Source organism: Salipiger sp. H15, assembly GCF_040409955.1.
GTDB lineage: Bacteria > Pseudomonadota > Alphaproteobacteria > Rhodobacterales > Rhodobacteraceae > Salipiger.
The window spans coordinates 2,211,408-2,228,932 of sequence record NZ_CP123384.1; the positions used below are offsets into that span (position 1 = coordinate 2,211,408).

The 17,525-nt window shown below is 68.3% G+C and carries 12 protein-coding genes and 1 pseudogene; 10 read left to right on the forward strand and 3 right to left on the reverse strand.

From position 1 onward, the window contains the following. Window positions 1-3: 3 nt before the first annotated feature. From PVT71_RS10760 to PVT71_RS10770, 3 genes are all read right to left on the reverse strand, one after another. Window positions 4-1,233, reverse strand: a complete 1,230-nt coding sequence (locus PVT71_RS10760) for a biotin/lipoyl-binding protein (protein ID WP_353471782.1) — start codon at window positions 1,231-1,233, stop codon at window positions 4-6. A 3-nt stretch (window positions 1,234-1,236) separates the two neighbouring features. Continuing rightward, a complete protein-coding gene (locus tag PVT71_RS10765) occupies window positions 1,237-1,644 on the reverse strand; it encodes a hypothetical protein (RefSeq protein WP_353471783.1) in 408 nt (135 codons plus the stop codon). Between the two features lie 105 nt (window positions 1,645-1,749). Next, window positions 1,750-3,390, reverse strand: a complete 1,641-nt coding sequence (locus tag PVT71_RS10770) for a hypothetical protein (protein ID WP_353471784.1) — start codon at window positions 3,388-3,390, stop codon at window positions 1,750-1,752. A 153-nt stretch (window positions 3,391-3,543) separates the two neighbouring features. On the opposite strand from PVT71_RS10770, the gene PVT71_RS10775 reads away from it, so the two are divergent. The 10 genes and pseudogenes from PVT71_RS10775 to PVT71_RS10820 all read left to right on the forward strand — a co-directional run bounded on the left by PVT71_RS10775 (window position 3,544) and on the right by PVT71_RS10820 (window position 16,846). Further along, window positions 3,544-3,789: a hypothetical protein gene (locus PVT71_RS10775; RefSeq protein WP_353471785.1), complete on the forward strand. Its 246-nt coding sequence runs from the start codon at window positions 3,544-3,546 to the stop codon at window positions 3,787-3,789. A 118-nt stretch (window positions 3,790-3,907) separates the two neighbouring features. Then, window positions 3,908-6,640, forward strand: a complete 2,733-nt coding sequence (locus PVT71_RS10780; RefSeq protein ID WP_353471786.1) for an ornithine decarboxylase — start codon at window positions 3,908-3,910, stop codon at window positions 6,638-6,640. Between the two features lie 23 nt (window positions 6,641-6,663). Next, a complete protein-coding gene (gene aspT, locus PVT71_RS10785; RefSeq protein WP_353471787.1) occupies window positions 6,664-8,355 on the forward strand; it encodes an aspartate-alanine antiporter in 1,692 nt (563 codons plus the stop codon). A gap of 21 nt (window positions 8,356-8,376) precedes the next feature. After that, window positions 8,377-10,067 (forward strand): annotated as a pseudogene (gene aspT, locus PVT71_RS10790) (aspartate-alanine antiporter). Window positions 10,068-10,088: 21 nt separating this feature from the next. After that, complete coding sequence (gene cax / locus PVT71_RS10795) at window positions 10,089-11,180, forward strand: calcium/proton exchanger (protein ID WP_353471788.1); 1,092 nt, start codon at window positions 10,089-10,091, stop codon at window positions 11,178-11,180. Beyond that, window positions 11,177-11,815: a hypothetical protein gene (locus PVT71_RS10800; RefSeq protein ID WP_353471789.1), complete on the forward strand. Its 639-nt coding sequence runs from the start codon at window positions 11,177-11,179 to the stop codon at window positions 11,813-11,815. The genes cax and PVT71_RS10800 overlap by 4 nt, the downstream gene beginning before the upstream one ends. A gap of 76 nt (window positions 11,816-11,891) precedes the next feature. Continuing rightward, window positions 11,892-13,193, forward strand: coding sequence for a bifunctional aspartate transaminase/aspartate 4-decarboxylase (locus tag PVT71_RS10805; RefSeq protein ID WP_353471790.1), 1,302 nt, complete (start codon window positions 11,892-11,894; stop codon window positions 13,191-13,193). Beyond that, entirely contained in the window at window positions 13,190-14,731 is a 1,542-nt protein-coding gene (locus PVT71_RS10810) for a DUF3300 domain-containing protein (protein WP_353471791.1), read from the forward strand. The genes PVT71_RS10805 and PVT71_RS10810 overlap by 4 nt, the downstream gene beginning before the upstream one ends. A gap of 1 nt (window position 14,732) precedes the next feature. Further along, complete coding sequence (locus PVT71_RS10815) at window positions 14,733-15,644, forward strand: DUF2950 domain-containing protein (RefSeq protein WP_353471792.1); 912 nt, start codon at window positions 14,733-14,735, stop codon at window positions 15,642-15,644. Between the two features lie 251 nt (window positions 15,645-15,895). Next, complete coding sequence (locus tag PVT71_RS10820) at window positions 15,896-16,846, forward strand: hypothetical protein (RefSeq protein ID WP_353471793.1); 951 nt, start codon at window positions 15,896-15,898, stop codon at window positions 16,844-16,846. Window positions 16,847-17,525 lie beyond the last annotated feature (679 nt).

Sequence of the window (17,525 nt, forward strand, 5' to 3'; positions counted from 1 at the left end):
CGTTCAATGTCCCTTCAGCACCAGCGTCTGGACCGGCAGGAGCAGGGCCTGCATGCGCAGGATCAGGGCATGCACCAGCCCCACAGCGTCGACCGCGTGCAGGGCGAAGCGGTGCAGCGTGCCGAGGCTCTGGTCCTCCAGCCGGTCGTGGTTGCTGCTGTAGGCGTTGGCGATGCAGGTCGCGCCCTGCGGCAGCCCGTCGAGGGCGCCTTCGTAGAGCGGCTCCATGATCACCGTGATCGTGCCGCCCGGCCTGACCTGGTCGAGATCGAGCAGCGTGTCGGTGGGGCGGATCTGCCCCGCCGCGATGACGTTCTGCACGTCGGTCACCACCATCGGGATGATCTGCCAGGGCTTCGCCATGCAGGCGACTTCGCCGATCATCCCCGGCTTCATCACCTGCGCCTCGATCTGCCCGAAGCCCGCGGCAAGCCCGGTCACGTGGCTCGCGGGCACGAGGATGCCCGCCGGCCTCAGCATCGGGTTGACCACGTCGCCCGTTCTCAGCGCGAACTGCTGCACGATCCCGTCGGTCCCGGCGGTGACCAGCGTCTTGTCGAGCTCGACCTGCGCCTGGTGCAGCGCGGCCTCGGCGCTGGCCTTCGCGGCGGGGATCTGGAAGTCGATCTGCGCAAGCAGCGCCTCGCGGCTGCCGACGGCGGCATCGACCAGCCCCTGCTGGGTGTCCACCGCGACCTGTGCCCGCTGCACCTCGCGTTCCGAGATCGCCGAAGACTGCCCCTCGAGCAGCTGGCTGCGCACCTTGTATTCGTCCACCGCCTGCGTCAGCAGGCCCTGCGCCTGCGCGATGCGTCCGGCCGTCTCCTTGAGTTGCGCCTTCGCCACGACCAGCTGCGCATCCACCTCCTCGATCCGGCGCTTCGCCGCCTCCACCGCCGCGCGCTGCTCGACGTCGTCGAGCCGGAAGATCGGATCGCCCTTGCGCACGGCCTGGTTGATCTCGACGAAGGTCTCGGCGACGCGGCCATTGGTCTCGGGCAGGATGGTGACCGTCCGGAAGACCGAGGTCGCCGTCCGGGTCGATGGGTGGAAGTAGAAGATGGCGGTGATCAGGCTGGTTGTCAGGATCAGGCAGAGCACGATCCCCCAGCGCAGCTCGTACCAGATCGAGAACAGGGTCAGCTCGTGGCCGAAGCGCTTGCCCTGCACGTAGCGGCGATAGAGGTAGTCGGGCAGAACGGTCACGCTGGAGCAGAGCAGGAGTTCGAGCATGGCTCAGCTCCCGTCATCCGGGGTGTCGGTCTTTGCGGCCCCGCCCTCGGGCTGACCGGACATGATCCCGAGCGAGCGCGCCATCGAGGCGAGCGGGGTCGAGATGTTGGGGATCGGCACCATCGCCAGCAGCAGCGCGACGATCCAGAAGGCATGGTTGTGGGTGAAGAGCGCGATGAGCGCCAGCACTGCGACGATCTCGAACTGCACCTTCTGCCCGCGATGCGCCATGTGCTCGGGCAGGGCGTGGAGCTTGAGATAGAAGACGCCGATGCCGACGATGACCGCGAGCAGGAAGATCGCCATGGCGACGAGAAACCAGTCGGTCTCGCCCGGCTGGGTGATGAAAGGGGGCAGGTGCTGCACCGCTTCGGGATGCAGCAGGGTGCCGGTGTCGACCGCTGTGGCCACGTCGGTCCTCCGCTCGCAGCGGCCCCGTGCCGCCGGGGAGAAGTCTAGCCGCGCGTCCGTGCGGCACCGACAGCAGGCATGTAAGTTACTGTTAGCGGCGGGCGGCTACCTGCTCCGCCGGGGACCCCTGCCGGCGCCCCTGGCCCAGCCCGGGTCAACGTCCTGAATGGCCGAGACGATCTTTTCGACGAGCTCGGGGTGGATCTGCCGGAACGCGAGATCCGCGCGCAGCATCGGGCGCAGGGCGGGGGAAAGCCGCTCCGCCTCCTCGAGCCGGGCAAGGGCCTCCTTCTGCCGGCCCATGCGGACGAGCGCGGCCGCCGCCGCCGCGTGAACGACACCGAGGCCGGGCGCGCGGATCTCGGCGGTGGCCTGCAGCGCCTTGTCAAAGCGCCCCTCGGCGAAATGGTAGAAGAAGAGCCCCATCCGGTACTGCCCGCTCTGCAGCGGGTTGCGCCGGTAGGCCTCCTCGATCAGCGGCACGGCGGCGCTCCAGTCCATCCGCATGGCGCTGCGGAAGCCCAGTTCCGCCAGCAGCTCGGGGTCATTCGGGTTGAGCGACCGCGCGACCTGCAGCGTCGCGATGCTGGCCTCGGGCTGGCCCGAGAACCACTCGGCCACCGCGCGCGCGTGGTAGGCGCGGCTCGAGTTCGGGGCGAGCTGGATCGCCCGGCGGGCAAGGTCCATGGCGCGCTCCAGCGGCGGATCCCTGATCTCGGCGAGCGTGTAGCCGTAGCGCGCGGCGTTCGAATAGACCATCGACAGGCAGGCATGGGCGGCGGCGAAGCGCGGATCCCCCGCGATGGTCGCCTCGAGATCCTGCCGCAGCGGCTCGAAACGGTCCGGGTCGAGCGTGCGCCAGTAGTCCTGGAAGTCGAGCAGCTTCTGGTAGCCGGCGAAATGCAGCGGCGCGTCCCCGGCGGATTCTCGGGCCTGGCTGTCGAGGATGCCGTCGCGCAGCGCGAGGATGCGCGCGACGTGGCCCGCGATCTCGGCGCAGAGCCCGATGACCCGCGAGGGCTCGCACGCCGTCTCGAGCGCGCGCTCGACGCTGTGCGCCCAGACGTAGCGCCCGTCCTCGGCGTTCTGCAGCAACAGGTCGGTGCGCAGCGCGTCGCTTGATATCACGATTGTGCCGCCGAGCCGGTAGTCGATCGCCAGCGCGCCCGACCTGTGATCCAGCATCTCGGTGGTATCGAAGCCGTAGACGAAGATCTCGGTGAACCGGGTGAGGGCGGCAACCAGCTGGAGCGTGAGCGAGCGGCCGAGGGTCGGAAAGCCGTCCGACGAGCCGATCTGGTCGAAGGTCTCGACCAGGATGCGCGGCGTCGACAGGTGCAGCACGAGGGGCGCTGCCTCTTCGATCCTGACCTCGGGCCCGGCGGTCGCGGCGTGCTCGGGCAGGGAGCCGCAGAACTCGGGCACGTAGGCGCCCTTGGGGATCGAGATGGTGATCGCGCGCGCCGGGGGGTGCCTCAGGTAATAGCTCTCGAGCGCCCGGCGCAGCCGCGCCGCCTCGATCCGCACGATCGGATCCTGCTGGGCGTCGAAATCCTCGCCGCGCCCGAAGACGACGGTGGCGATGCTGTAGGCCTTTATGCGCTCGGCGCGCCCGGCGAGGGTTTCTTCGACGATATGCGCAAGAAACCTGCGGTTGCGCTCGGACGCCTCGAAATCGGACGAGGCAAGAATGTCCGCGAGTTCGCGGCGCACATCCTCGGCTGCGGGAACGGTGTCGCGAGCCATGTCGAAAATCCGCTTGCTATGCTTTCGTGATGCAAAAATGCGATGCTGCTTTTACCGTAACATACCCCATCCGGGGCGCGCCTGTGCGAAACTTTTCGGGCCCTGTGCGGTTTACCGCTGCAACTCTGCCACTGCCCCGGGACGGCCCCTCCGATGCGTGCAGTCGATCATGCCATCGAAAGATTTCCGGATCATGCCGAAGCCGTCAGGAGGCTTTACCTCTCCGACGAGAGGTTCCGCGCGATCTGCGAGGACCTGTCGCTCGCTCTCTCGTCGCTGCACCATTTCGAGCGCCATCCCGACGCGGGGCGCAGGCCCGAGATCGACGATTTCCGCGAAGTGCTGCGCGAACTCGAGGCCGAGATGCGAAGCCACCTGAACGCCGCGCTTGGCGGCTGATCGGCTTTTCGGAGCTAACAGTAACTTACATAGCGGCAATGGAAGCGCGGGACGGCGCTCCCATAGCATTTCCCTGCAAGGCCGCGGCATGCGCGGTCCCGTGTCAGGGGGAATTGGCATGAACAAACCAGCCGCCGCACCGCCGCCGCCGGGGGTGGATCACTTCTTCTCGTTCCCGGGGGCCCGCGCCGATCGCTGGCGCGCGCTGCACGCCGCGGCGCGGGGCTGGGAGCAAGGCGACGCCGCGCCCGCCGAGGTGCGCGAAGCATTCGACGAGCTTCTGCCCTCCGAGGCCTTCTTCGCCTATCCCGGGCGCGGCCTTCTGGAGAGCCTGCGCAAGCGCATCGAGGGCGGGCAGGCCGGGGCGGCGGCGGCCCTCGCGCGGCGCGTCTCCGAGGCGATCCTGACCCGCTCCTACAAGACCGACCCGGCCGACTGGCAGTCGGCCGAGATCGCGGCCGAGGCACCGGCGGACCTCAACACCCCCACTCTCGCGCGGGGGCAGGGACACCGGCCCTATTTCGAGATGCTGCTGGTGGCCCCGGGCGCCGGGTCGCGCGGCGAGAACCTGATCACCCAGATCCGCCGCCTGCGCCGCCCCGAGGACGCGTTCATCTACGAGCCCGTGCCCGTCGGCAGCTTCGAGGAGGCGATCTGCGCCATTCTGCTCAACCCCGCCATCGCCGCAGTGACGCTCTACGAGGGTTTCGGCCATGAAAGCCCCTCGGAGCTGCCGCTGCTGCGGGAATTCCTCGTCTCGGCGGGCTTCGATGCGGGCCATGTCGCGGGCGCCGACCTGCCGCTGTCGCTGGCGGCGGCGGTGAAGCGCATCCGTCCCGAGCTCGACCTCTATCTGCTGTCGGACCGGCACGTCGAGCGCATTGCCGGCGACCCGCGCGCCGCGGGGATCCGCCGCGTGCTCTACGCGGTCGAGGAGCTCCTGGAGCTGCACCTGTGCGTGCTCGAGGGGGTCGGCGAGCGGTTCCGCACGCCCTTCTTCGACAACCTGAAGAAATACGCGATGCGCCCGATCAGCACCTTCCACGCCCTGCCGATCGCGCGCGGCAAGTCGGTGTTCAAGTCCGACTGGATCCGCGACATGGGCGAGTTCTACGGGCTCAACATCTTCCTCGCCGAGTCCTCCGCGACCACCGGCGGGCTCGACAGCCTGCTGGAGCCCACGGGCAACATCCGCGAGGCGCAGGCGATGGCGGCGCGGGCCTTCGGCGCGGACCACGTCTTCTTCGTGACCAACGGCACCTCGACCTCGAACAAGATGGTGCACCAGGCGCTGGTGGCGCCCGGCGACATCGTGCTGCTCGACCGGAACTGCCACAAGTCGCACCATTACGGGCTGGTGCTGGCGGGTGGGCAGCCGCTCTACATCGACGCCTTCCCGATGACCGAATACTCGATGTACGGCGCGGTGCCGCTCGCCTCGATCAAGAAGGCGCTGCTGGACCTGCGGGCCGAGGGGCGGCTCGACCGGGCCAAGATGGTGGACCTCACCAACTGCACCTTCGACGGGCACATCTACAACACCCGGCGGGTGATGGAGGAATGCCTCGCGATCAAGCCCGACCTGATCTTCCTCTGGGACGAGGCGTGGTTCGGCTTCGCCCGCTGGTCGCCCTTCCTGCGGCCGCGCACGGCGATGGGGGCCGCCGAGGCGATCGCCGGGTGGATGCGCGACCCGGCTTCCGTGACCGCCTACGAGGCGCAGCAGGCGGAGCTTGGCGAGGACCCGACGGAGGCTGCGCTGATGCAGGCGCGGCTGATCCCCGATCCGCGCCGGATCCGGCTGCGCGTCTACCAGACCAACTCCACCCACAAGTCCATGTCGGCGCTGCGGCAGGGCTCGATGCTGCTGGTCCGGGACGTCGATTTCGCCGAGGTCGAGGCGCAGTTCCACGAGGCGGTCTTCACCCATGCCTCGACCAGCCCGAACCAGCAGCTCATCGCCAGCCTCGACGTCGCGCGGCGGCAGATGGAGCTCGAGGGCTACGGGCTCGTCGCAAACGCCATCGAGATCGCGCTCGACATCCGCAAGGAGGTGAACGCGCATCCGGTGATCTCGAAATACTTCCGCGTGCTCGGCGCCGACGAGATGATCCCCGCCGAGTACCGGCAGACCGGCTTCGAGGATTTCCTGAGGCCCGGCGTCAGCTGGACGGACCAGGTCCGCTCGATGCACGAGGACGAGTTCTGCCTCGACCCGACGCGGATGACACTCGTCTGCGGCACGGCGGGGTTCGACGGCACGCAGTTCAAGAAGCTGATGGCGGATGAGTATGACATCCAGTTCAACAAGACCTCGCGCAACTCGGTGCTGCTGCAGTCGAACATCAACAACACCCGCAGCGACGTCGCGAACCTCATCCGGGTGCTGCTGGAGATCAGCAACGGCCTCGAGGCCGACCTTGCCGGGGGCGGGGAAACTGGCCGCGCCTCCTTCGCGGGTCGGGTCAAGTCGCTGATGACCGACGTGCCGGACCTGCCGAACTTCAGCGAGTTCCACGAGGCCTTCCGCTGGGATGCCGGCAAGACGACCCCCGAGGGCGACATGCGCTCGGCCTTCTACAGCGCCTATTACGCCGAGGGCTGCGAGTACCTGCCCCTCGACAGTCCCGAGGTGGACCAGCGGCTGAAGGACGGCCCGGCGATGATCTCGGCCAATTTCGTCATCCCCTATCCGCCAGGCTTTCCGATCATGGTGCCCGGGCAGGTCATCAGCGCCGAGACCATCGATTTCATGCGCAAGCTCGACGTCAAGGAGATCCACGGCTTCGAGCGCGCCAGGGGCCTGAAGCTGATCCGCCCCGACAACGCCAGGGACCACATCCGCAAATAGCGTCCGAGAGGAAAGGCAGACCCATGTTCAGCTACGTCTTCGAGACCCTCCGAGCCAATCCGCAACTGGCGATCTTCCTGACGCTGGCGGTGGGATACTGGGTCGGCGCGATCAGGTTCGGCAGCTTCAGCCTCGGCGCGGTGACCGGCACGCTGCTGGCGGGCGTCATCATCGGCCAGATCGGCATCGAGATCTCGGGGCAGGTGAAGTCGATCTTCTTCATTATGTTCCTCTTCGCCGTCGGCTTCGGGGTCGGCCCGCAATTCGTCCGCGGCATCGCCACCGACGGGCTGCCGCAGGCCCTCTTCGCCGTGGTCGTCTCGGTTCTGTGTCTGGCGGTGGTGTGGATCGCGGCCAAGGTCTCGGGCTACGGCGCGGGGCTTTCGGCGGGACTGCTGGCGGGGGCGCAGACGATTTCCGCCTCCATGGGGCTCGCGACGGACGCGATCACCAGCGCGGGGCTTCCGCCCGAACAGGCCAAGGCGGAGCTTGACCTGATGCCCGTCGCATATGCCATCACCTATCTCTTCGGCACCATCGGCACCGGCTGGATCCTCGCCTTTCTCGGGCCGAAGATGCTGGGCACGAACATCGCCGACGCCTGCGCGCGCTACGAGCGCGAGGTGCTGGCCGGCGGCAGCAAGGACGGGAGCCACCTGAGCGCCTGGCGTGCCCGCGAGCTGCGCGCCTACCGCGTGCGCGAGGGGGGGGCGGCCGTCGGGAAGGCGCCGCTGCGGGTCGAGGAGATGGCGCAGGGCGAGCGTATCTTCATCGAGCGCCTGCGCCGCGACGGCGCGCTGCTTGTCCCCGGACCCGACACGGTGCTGAAGCCGGGCGACGTGGTCGCGGTCTCGGGCAAGCGCGACGTGCTGGTCAACCTCTTCGGGGATACCGAGGAGGTCGATGACCGCGATCTTCTGGACGTGCCGGTCGAGGCGGTGGACGTGCTGCTCACCAGCAAGGATCTGGACGGGAGGGAGCTGATCGACCTTGCCCGCGAGCCCTATACGCGCGGGGTCTATCTCAACTCGATCCGGCGCGGCTCGATGGCGGTGAACATCCCGGTCATGCCGAAGACCAAACTGAACCGGGGCGACATCCTGCGGGTTGCCGGCTCCTCGTCCCATGTCGCCGAATTCGTCAGCAAGGTGGGCTTCGCCGACCGGCCGCTGACCGTGACCAACATGGTGCTGGTGGGGCTTTCCATCTTCATCGGCGGGCTGATCGGGGCCTACGTGCTGCCGGTGCGGGGCATCCCGATCACGCTCTCGACCTCGGGCGGGGCGCTGATCGTCGGCATCCTCGTCGGCTGGTTGCGCACCGTGCGGCCGCAGATCGGCAATATCCCGCAGCCGACGCTGTGGTTCATGAACTCGGTCGGGCTCAACGTCTTCATCGCCATCGTCGGCATCAGCTCCGGCCCGACCTTCATCGCGGGGCTGAAGGAGGCGGGCTTCGGGCTGTTCTTCTGGGGGCTCTTCGCCACCGGCGTGCCGATGCTTCTCGCCCCCTATATCGGCAAGTACATCTTCCGCTTCGACGACGCGATCAACCTCGGCTGCTGCGGCGGGGCGCGCACCTCGACCGCCTCGGTCGCCATGGTCGGCGAGGTCGCGAAAAGCGACGTGCCGATGCTGGGATACACCGTGCCCTACGCCGTCAGCAACACGCTGCTGACGCTCTGGGGCCTTGTCATCGTGCTGCTCATCATCTGACGGGCCGGGGAGGGACCAGACATGGACGCGATCCGATCCTTCTTCGAGGCCTCCCCGATCGCGGTGCTCTTCGTCTGCGTCGCGATCGGCTTCGCCATAGGGCGCATCAAGGTCGCGGGCATCCCGATCGGCGGCATCCCCGGCACGCTCTTTGCGGCGATCATCGTCGGGCAGGTCGGGGTCGAGGTCGACGAGAACATCAAGACCATGGCCTTTGCGCTCTTCATCTACTCGCTGGGCTATGTCTCGGGCCCCAGCTTCTTCCAGAGCCTCGGGCGCAGCACGCTAAACCTCGTCAACCTGTCGCTGGTTTCGAGCGTGCTGATCTTCCTGACGATCTGGACGCTGGCGCAGCTCTTCGGGCTCGACAAGGGCACCTCGGCCGGGCTGCTCGCCGGCGGGATCACCGAATCCGCTGCCGTCGGCACGGCGAGCGAGGCGCTGGCCAGCCTGCCATTGCCGGACGCCGAGATCACCGCGATGCAGGCCAATATCGGCGTTGCCTATGCCATCACCTACCTCTTCGGCTTCACGCTGGTCGTCTTCTTCGTCAGCCTGATCGCGCCCCGGCTCATGCGGATCGACCTCGCGGCCGAGGCGGCGACATACACCGCGGCGCTGGGCGTCGGCGGCGATGACGAGCTGGGGCCGGGGCAGGAGGCGGCGCTGCGCGGCGTGGTGGCCCGGGTCTACCGGATCACCCGGCCGGAAGCGGCCGAACTGGATGTCGCGCGCTTCGAGGCGCGGTTCAACGGCTACGTGACCGTGCAGCGCATCGTCCGGCGGGGGCGCGTGCTCGAGCCGGCGGGCGAGCGCAAGCTGGCCATGGACGACCGGGTCGCGCTGCTGGGCCGGCTCGACGAGGTGCTTGCGGCCGGTCCCTTCCTCGGCGCCGAGACCAGCGACATGCGCGGCCTCGACCTCGTCGGCGAGACGCGGACGGTCGTGCTGACGAACAAGGACTTCATCGGCGAGACGATCATGGCGGTCCGGGCACGGATCGACCCCGAGCAGCGCCGCGGCGTCCACGTGGTGAAGATCTCGCGCGCGGGCCAGACCCTCATCCCGCGCCCGAAGATGCGCCTCGAGGCGGGCGACACGGTGAGCCTCTACGGCATGCCCTCGGGCCTCGACGGGGCCGTGCCGCTGATCGGCTATGCCGTCGATCAGGGCATCGCCGTCGATTACGTCTACCTCGGGCTCGGCATCCTGATCGGCATCCTGGTCGGCATGGTGACGGTGCCCGTCGCCGGGTCTCCGGTCGCGCTGCATACGGGGGGCGGCTGCCTGCTCTCGGGCCTGCTCTTCGGCTGGCTGCGCTCGCGCCATCCCACGTTTGGAGGGCTTCCGCCCGCCACCGCGCTGCACCTGCGCGATTTCGGCCTCGCCATCTTCATCGCCTGCGTGGGGCTCGGCACCGGCCCGCAGGCGGTGACGCTGCTGAAGCAGCAGGGCGCCTTGCTGCCGGTTCTGGCCATCGTCGGGTCAGCGTGCCGATCGTGCTGTCGCTGCTCCACGCCCGCCACGTGCTGAAGATGAACCCGGCGGTCATCTGCGGTGCGCTGGCGGGCTGCTTCACCTGCACCGCGGGGCTGAACGCCGCGGTGCAGGCCGCCGGGAACGAGGCGCCGGTGCTCGGCTACACGGTGCCCTACGCGATTTCGAATGTGACCCTGACCCTGCTCGGACCGATCCTGGTCCTCACCGTCTGACCGCGAAAGGGGGCGCGCGCCATGACCCAGCTGTTCGGCAAGATCCGCACAACGCCGCTGCTCTGGCTGCTCGTCTTCGTGCCCGTCGTGCTGGCGGTCGAGGCGAGCCGCCCCGGGGCGCACACGCTGCTGTTCCTGCTCTCGGTCGCGGCCATCGTGCCGCTGGCGGCGCTCCTCAGCCTCGCCACGGAATCCGTGGCCGAGAAGACGGGCGACGCGGCGGGCGGGCTGATCAACGCGACCTTGGGAAACCTCACCGAGCTGGTGATCGCGGTGACCGCGCTCGCCGCCGGGCAATACGCGCTGGTCAAGGCCTCGATCGCTGGGGCCATCGTGACCAACGCGCTCTTCATGTTGGGGGCGTCCTTCCTTCTGGGCGGGCTGCGCCACCACGTGCAGGACTTCAACCGTGTCGGGGCGCGCTTCCAGGCAAGCCTGCTCTTCATCGCGACGGTCGCGCTGCTCGTGCCCTCGGCGGTGCTGGCGGCGGACAAGGTGAGTGACGCCGCCGCGATCCAGACGCTGAGCCTGATGCTCGCGGTGCTGCTGATCGGCGGCTACGTCCTCGGGTTGGTCTTCTCGCTCGGCACCCACAAGGAGGCCTTCTCCAGCGCCGGGCACGAGGACCACGGCGAGAGCCTGCCCATCGGCATCGCGCTGGTCACGCTGGCGGCGGTGACGGTGCTGGTGGCGCTCGTCAGCCATATCTTCGTGGCCTCGGTCGAGGTCGCGGGCGAGGCGCTTGGCCTCTCGCCCGCCTTCGTCGGCTTCATCGTCGTCTCGCTGGTCGGCGGGGCAGCGGAGTTCGCCTCGGCCTTCTCGGCGGCCCGCAAGGACCGGCTCGACCTCAGCGTCAGCATCGCGCTCGGCAGCGCCGTGCAGATCGCGCTCTTCGTCGGCCCGGTGCTGGTGCTGCTGAGCTATGTCATCGGGCCTTCGCCGATGGGGCTCGATTTCTGGCCGGGCGCGGTGGTGATGATGCTCATCGCCGCGATCTCGGCGGCGATGCTGACCAACGGCGGGCAGTCGACCTGGTTTCTCGGCGTCGTGGTCCTGATGGTCTACGCGATCTTTGGCCTGACGCTCTACGTCCTGCCGCCGGTGTCGCCATGACCCGGGCGCGCGTCCTCGACCCGGTGTCGCGGGCCAGCGAGATACTCTTCGGCCTCATCATGGTGCTGACCTTCACCGCCTCGCTGAACGCCGCCGAGTCCGGGCCGAGCGACGTGCGCCTGATGCTGATCGCGGCGCTCGGCTGCAACCTGGCCTGGGGTCTGATCGACGCGGCCATGTACCTGATGTCGGCGCAGGCAGAGGGCGCGATGTCGCACCAGGCGCTGGAGCGGGTGCGCATGGCCCGCTCGCCGGCATTGGCGCATGACGAGATCCGCGCGGCGCTGCCGCCGCTCCTGTCGGGCCTGCTCGACGACGGCGATCTCGAGAAGATCCGCGCCCGCCTGACCGCAGGCGAGCCGGGTGACGCCCGCAGGCTGACGTCCGGGGACTGGCGGGCCGCCGTGGCGGTCTTTGCGCTGGTCTTCCTCTCGACGCTGCCGGTGGCGCTGCCCTTCCTGCTGATAGGCGATCCGAAACGCGCGCTTTGGACCTCGCACGCGGTCGCCATCGCCTCGCTCTTCCTTGCGGGCTACTCGCTGGGCCGGCATTGGCTGCGGCCGCTGCGGGTCGGGCTGGCGATGGTGGCGCTCGGCCTCGTTCTGGTCGGGATCGCCCTGGCTCTGGGAGGCTGAGATGAGGTCCGAGCGTCCCGTTTCCGCACCCGCCTTCACGACCCGTGGTTGTCCGTGCAGGGATCGGCCTTCGCCGATGGTCGCCGGACGCACCCGGTTCAGCGCATGGGTGAAGAAGGCCCTCATCGAGCAGGAGGCGGGCCGGGTCGAGGAGGAGGGCGTTCCGCCCGCAAGGACGCTGCCCGACGCGGTCGACCACGCGGTCCGCACGTTCGGCTTCGATCCCGACGCCTTCGTCCACGAGCTGACGAATTCGATTGTCGGCGACCTCTACCCGGTCGAGGGCGGGACGGCGGCGATGTGCTACATGTTCAAGGCATTGAAGAACCTGCGGCTTCTCAATGCGGGCGACACCATCGCCCTCGGCACGCCGATCTTCACGCCCTATCCCGAGATGCCCGAGCTCGAGGATTACGGGCTTCACTGCGTCCGGGTCAGCGCCGAGCAGGAAGACAGGTTCCGGTTCACCGACGCGGATTTCGAGCTGCTGGCCGATCCCAAGGTCAAGGCGCTCTTCCTGGTGAACCCCGGCAACCCGTCTGCGGCGGCGATGGACCCCGACACGATGCGGCGGCTGGTCAGCTTCGTGAAGACGCGGCGGCCGGACCTGATGATCCTGACCGTCGATGTCTGCGGTACCTTCGTGCCGGGCTTTGACTCGGGGATGGGGCACCCGCCGCGCAACACCATCGGCGTCCATTCCTGTTCCAAGTATTTCGGCTGCACCGGCTGGCGCCTGGGGGTGATCGCGGTGGCGCAGGACAATATTTTCGACGCGCGCATCCGCGCCCATCCCGAGGAGGTGCTGAAGCTCATCGAGCAGTGCGACAAGGCGCTCACCCCCGAGCCCCGCGCGCTGCGCTTCATCGACCGCATCGTGGCCGACAGCCGGGACGTGGCGCTGAACCACACCGCGGGGCTGTCGCTGCCGCAGCAGGTGATGATGACGCTGTTAGGTCTCGTCGAGATGATGGACGAGGCGAAGCTCTGCCGGAAGGCCTGCATCGCCATCTGCGAGCGGCGCTTCCGCAACCTCGTCGAGGGCATGGGGATCGAGTCCGTCCCCGGGCCCTATTACGACCACCACTGCGGCAGCGTGGACCTGGAGTTCTGGATCCGCAAATATCTCGGCGACGAGATCGCGGCCTGGATCAAGAAGAACATCCACCCGCTGGATATTCCTTTCCGGCTCGCCGAGGACCACGGTATCATGATGCTGAATGGATCCGGCTTCGCCGCCCCGCGCTGGTCGGTCCGCGTGTCCTTCGCCACTCTCGACGTCGCGGCCCATGCCGAGATCGGCCGCGCCGTACGGTCCATCGCTCGAGGCTATCGCCAGGCCCACCAGGCCGCGACAGGTATGGAGATCACGTCATGAGAACCCCGGACCCGCTTGCCCGCCGAAGTCATACCGCACTCGCGGCGCTGCTCGCGCTTGCCTTGGCCGGTCCGGTCGCGGCGCAGGTGCTTGTCGGCGACGGCTCGATCCCCTGTGGCGCGCCCTATGTGGTCACCGCTGGCGACACGCTCAGCCGGATCTCTGCCCGGGCCTATGGCGACCCGATGCTCTACGGCTTCATCGCGGACGCGAACTGGGACGCGCTTGGCGGAAGTCCCGAGAACATCGCCGTCGGCATGTCCCTGACCATCCCCTGCATCGACGCCAGCGGGCAGCAGGCGGCAGGGGACGCAAGGTCGATGAAGGACGTCGTCGCGGCGGAGGGCCTGCTGAGCGGGGAGCAGCTCGACACGCTCTTCGGGCCGGTGGCGCTGTTCCCCGACCAGGTGCTGACCCCGGTGCTCGTCGCCGCGACCTTTCCGCTCGACGTGGTGAAGGCGGCGCGCTTCGTCGAGGACAGTGCCGACCTGTCCGACGAGGATCGCGTCGCGCAGGCCGCCGGGCAGCCTTGGGACGAAAGCGTGCGCGAACTCGCCGCGGGTTTTCCTGGGCTGGTGACCCGGATGAGCGACAATATCGACTGGACCGAGCAGGCCGGCGAGGCGGTCGTCGCCCAGACCGACGACGTCCTGGCCTCGATCCAGCGCCTGCGCGGCAAGGCGAAGGCGAACGGCTATCTCGTCGACAACGAGGCGCAGAAGGTCGAGGAACAGGGCGACACCATCATCATCTCCTCGTCCTCGCCCGGCGTGGTCTACGTGCCGACCTATGACAGCCAGGTGGTCTACACCACGCCGGTCTCGGGGGCGCCGGTCTACCATTACGATGCCGGCCCCTATTCCCATGACGACTGGAACAATGACTGGGGCGACGCGCTGCTTGCCGGCGGGATCCTTCTGGGCGGCGCAGTCCTCATCGACGAGATCTTCGACGACGACGATCACTGGCACGGCTGGGACGTGAACGACGAGATCGACTGGGATCGCGGCGACATCAACATCGACCGTAACGAGATCAACATCGGCGGCGACCGGATCGACATCGGCAACGGCGCGCTTGGCGGGATCGGGTCCGGGGACCGGGTCAGCATCGGCAACAGCGACCGGCCGCAGGTCGACCGCGACGCGCTGCGCGACCGGGCCGGGGCAGCCGGGGCGGGAGCGGCCGCCGGCGCGCTCGCGGCGCAGCGCAAGTCCATCGCCACCCCGGCCAGCCGCGAGGAGGCGCGCCAGAAGATCGAGAAACGCAAGGCGACCGGGGCGGCCCCGGCACGGCTGCCAAACCCGGGCCCGAAGGTGACGCGATCCCCCACCGGCGGCAGGGTGCAGTCCGCGTCGCCGTCCCGGACGGATCGTGTCAGCCGGCCGAAGAACCCGAAGAAGCCGGCGGCGCGCACGCCCAGCCGGTCGAACACGTTCCAGAAACCGCCCGGAGCGCGCCCCTCCGTCTCCAGCCAGCGGGGACGGGCCAGCTATGGCGGCGGGCGCAGCGGTCCCAGACCCGGAGGGAGGCGTTGAGATGAACATGACCTTTGGATGCGTGCCGGTCCTTCTCGGTGCCGCCTTTGCCGGGCCCGCCCTCGCGGCGCCGCAGACCTTCGACAGCCCCGAAGCGGCGGTCGCGGCGCTTGTCTCCGCGCTCGAGGCGAAGGACGAGCCCCGGGTTCTCGCGATCTTCGGTCCCGAAAGCGAGGACGTGCTCTCGACCGGGGATGAAGCTGAGGACCGCGCCGTCTGGGGCGGCTTCCTGAATGACCTGCAGACCCGGAGCCGCCTCGACGTCGAGGACGAGGGGCGCGCCACGCTCTACCTGGGGCGCGGCCTCTGGCCCTTTCCCGCGCCGCTGGTGGCAAAGGACGGGCAGTGGGCCTTCGATGCCGAGGCCGCCCGCGACGAGATGCTGATGCGCCGCATCGGCCGGAACGAGCTTGCGGTGATCGACATCCTGCGCCGGGCCGGCGCGATCCAGGCCGAGTACCGGAAGACCGACCACGACGGCGATGGCGTGGCAGAATTCGCGGCCTCGATCCTCTCGTCCCCGGGGGAGCGTGACGGTCTCTACTGGCCCGACGAGCCCGGCACCGAGCCCAGCCCCTTCGACGAGACCGCCGCCCGCGCCAGCCTGACCGGATTTCATCGCGATGCCGAGGATCGGGGCGCGGAACCCTTCGACGGCTACTATTTCCGCATCCTGCAGGGGCAGGGAGAGCACGCCCCCGGCGGCGCCTACAGCTACATGGTCAACGGCAACATGGTCGCGGGTCACGCGCTGCTGGCCGTGCCCGCCGCCTATGGCGACACCGGCATCATGAGCTTCATGGTGGGCGAAGGCGGGGTGGTCTACCAGTCAGACCTCGGCGAGGAGACCCTGGACCGCGCCATGGGGATCGAGCTCTTCGATCCGGGCGAGGGCTGGGAGGTGGTCAGGTAGCGGCGAAGGCTTGGAGGCGCTGGCAAGCCACTTGGCATCGCGCACCCGGCGCCCCCATCGCGCCCGCAAGGGCCCGGGAGCGCAAGGCCATGATCCGGGAAATGCGGGCGGCGCCCCCGCAGCGCGATTGACCAAGGTCCCGCATGGCATCACACTCGCCGGGATAACTGTAGGTATTTGAGAAGCGCGGCGCCCTCGGGCGCGACATCTTTCAGCGCTTGGGGTGGGTGAGAGTCATGCGATCCGCTTGCTTGGCAACCATCTTCGGTCTCGTCCTGATGGGCGCCCTGTCGGATGCCCGGCCCGGCCACGCGCAACCTGTTGTCGACCTGATCGGGGGCTCCATCGAAAGCCGCGCCTCCGGCGCGCTGGCCCTGCTCGGCCTCGCCGCCGTTCCGAGCGAGACCGCAAGCACCCTGACGCTCGACACGGGACGGCGGCCGGACAGGGGCGTGGACTTCCGGGCGGGGCAGTTCGGCGGCGGGTTCACCTTCAGCGACGAGCTGCCGCTCTACCTCGAGGGCTACCTAGGCTGGAACCGCTACGATCCGGTCTTCCTCGCCTCTTCGGGGACCGAGCAGCGCCGACTGCCGGTCAACTGGAACAGCTTTGCGGCCTCCGGTGCCATCGGCTGGGATTTCAAGCTGTCGGACACGATCGCGCTGCGCCCGCTGCTCATGCTTGCGCTCGGAACGATCGCCAGCGACGCCACGCTGGGGGCCTTCTACGTCGGCAAGAAGCTCGACAAGGACGTGAACTTCCTTCTCGACGGCAACCTGACGGCAGGCGGGCTGGGGGCGGCACTGGTCCTCGACTACAACCGCAGGTGGGACAGCGACTGGGAGGTCGATCTCACCCTGCGGCAGAACTACCTCTACCTCGAGCCGATCTGGGGAGACCGGGACGTTGTCGGCAGCGCCGAGGCCATCACCACCGCGCTCTGGTCACGCCTGAGGGTTCCCACCCAGGAGACGGCCTTCGGGCGACCCATCCGCGCGGTCGGGGAGTTCTCGGTCGGGCATTACGGCGGCGACCAGGAGGCGATCTTCAACTCGCCATGGATTGCCCAGGTCGGACTAGGAGCCGAGATCGACGTCTCGGAAACCGGGGTCCCCTGGGTGACCACGGCGCGCGCGGTCTTCCGCTACACGAAGGGGGAGAACCTCGAAGGCTACGCCCTGGGCTTCGCGGTTAGCTTCTGACACGTCCGATCGGCGCGGGTCCGGACGGCGGCTTGCGAGGGCGGTCAGCCAGATCCCCCATGCGCTACTTCGCGAAGACCTGGAAAATGTTCGAGGCCACCCATGTGAGCATCGGGGGGAGTTTGCCGCCAGGATATCCGGATCGACACCGTGAACCCTTTCTGGAACGGTGAAGCATTGAGTCCACGTACGCGATGGCTCGAGGCGCTTATGGTAGAAGTATCTGGTGCCGGTTTCGTATATCGGCGCGCCATATCCTTCCCTGAAGCCCGAGACGTCGAACGAAACATATTTGACGGCTCGCTTCGACGCGTTTCTGGCCACTACCATGAGTGGATAGTCCTGCGGGCAGACAGTGCCGCTGTTGTAGTTGATCAACACTTTGACCGCAGACAATTCTGCGGCCCGTCTCGCCTCCTCCCGCTCCATCGCGTAGAGAAGGAGTCCAATACCTGCGACCGCGAGTATCGAAAGGCCGACGACCTTGCGCGGAAACGCGAAGAGAAGAAACAGGAATCCGACGACACCAACCACCCAAACCATGTTTCTCTCTTTCGCACTGCCGTGATTTCGCACTTTCTCAGGCTAAACCGATTTTGACCCGTCGGTATACGATTTCCCCACGCCGGCGAAACACGATGGGCTGGCGGGCTCGGGGCGCGCCTTCCCGCATGGCGCG

Excerpts from the sequence above, each read along its gene's own strand:
- aspT (WP_353471787.1), top strand. The coding sequence starts at position 6,664 with ATGTTCAGCTACGTCTTCGAGACCCTCCGAGCCAATCCGCAACTGGCG.
- PVT71_RS10775 (WP_353471785.1), top strand. The coding sequence starts at position 3,544 with ATGCGTGCAGTCGATCATGCCATCGAAAGATTTCCGGATCATGCCGAA.
- PVT71_RS10805 (WP_353471790.1), top strand. The coding sequence starts at position 11,892 with ATGGTCGCCGGACGCACCCGGTTCAGCGCATGGGTGAAGAAGGCCCTC.
- cax (WP_353471788.1), top strand. The coding sequence starts at position 10,089 with ATGACCCAGCTGTTCGGCAAGATCCGCACAACGCCGCTGCTCTGGCTG.
- PVT71_RS10760 (WP_353471782.1), bottom strand. The coding sequence starts at position 1,233 with ATGCTCGAACTCCTGCTCTGCTCCAGCGTGACCGTTCTGCCCGACTAC.
- PVT71_RS10780 (WP_353471786.1), top strand. The coding sequence starts at position 3,908 with ATGAACAAACCAGCCGCCGCACCGCCGCCGCCGGGGGTGGATCACTTC.
- PVT71_RS10815 (WP_353471792.1), top strand. The coding sequence starts at position 14,733 with ATGAACATGACCTTTGGATGCGTGCCGGTCCTTCTCGGTGCCGCCTTT.
- PVT71_RS10810 (WP_353471791.1), top strand. The coding sequence starts at position 13,190 with ATGAGAACCCCGGACCCGCTTGCCCGCCGAAGTCATACCGCACTCGCG.
- PVT71_RS10770 (WP_353471784.1), bottom strand. The coding sequence starts at position 3,390 with ATGGCTCGCGACACCGTTCCCGCAGCCGAGGATGTGCGCCGCGAACTC.
- PVT71_RS10800 (WP_353471789.1), top strand. The coding sequence starts at position 11,177 with ATGACCCGGGCGCGCGTCCTCGACCCGGTGTCGCGGGCCAGCGAGATA.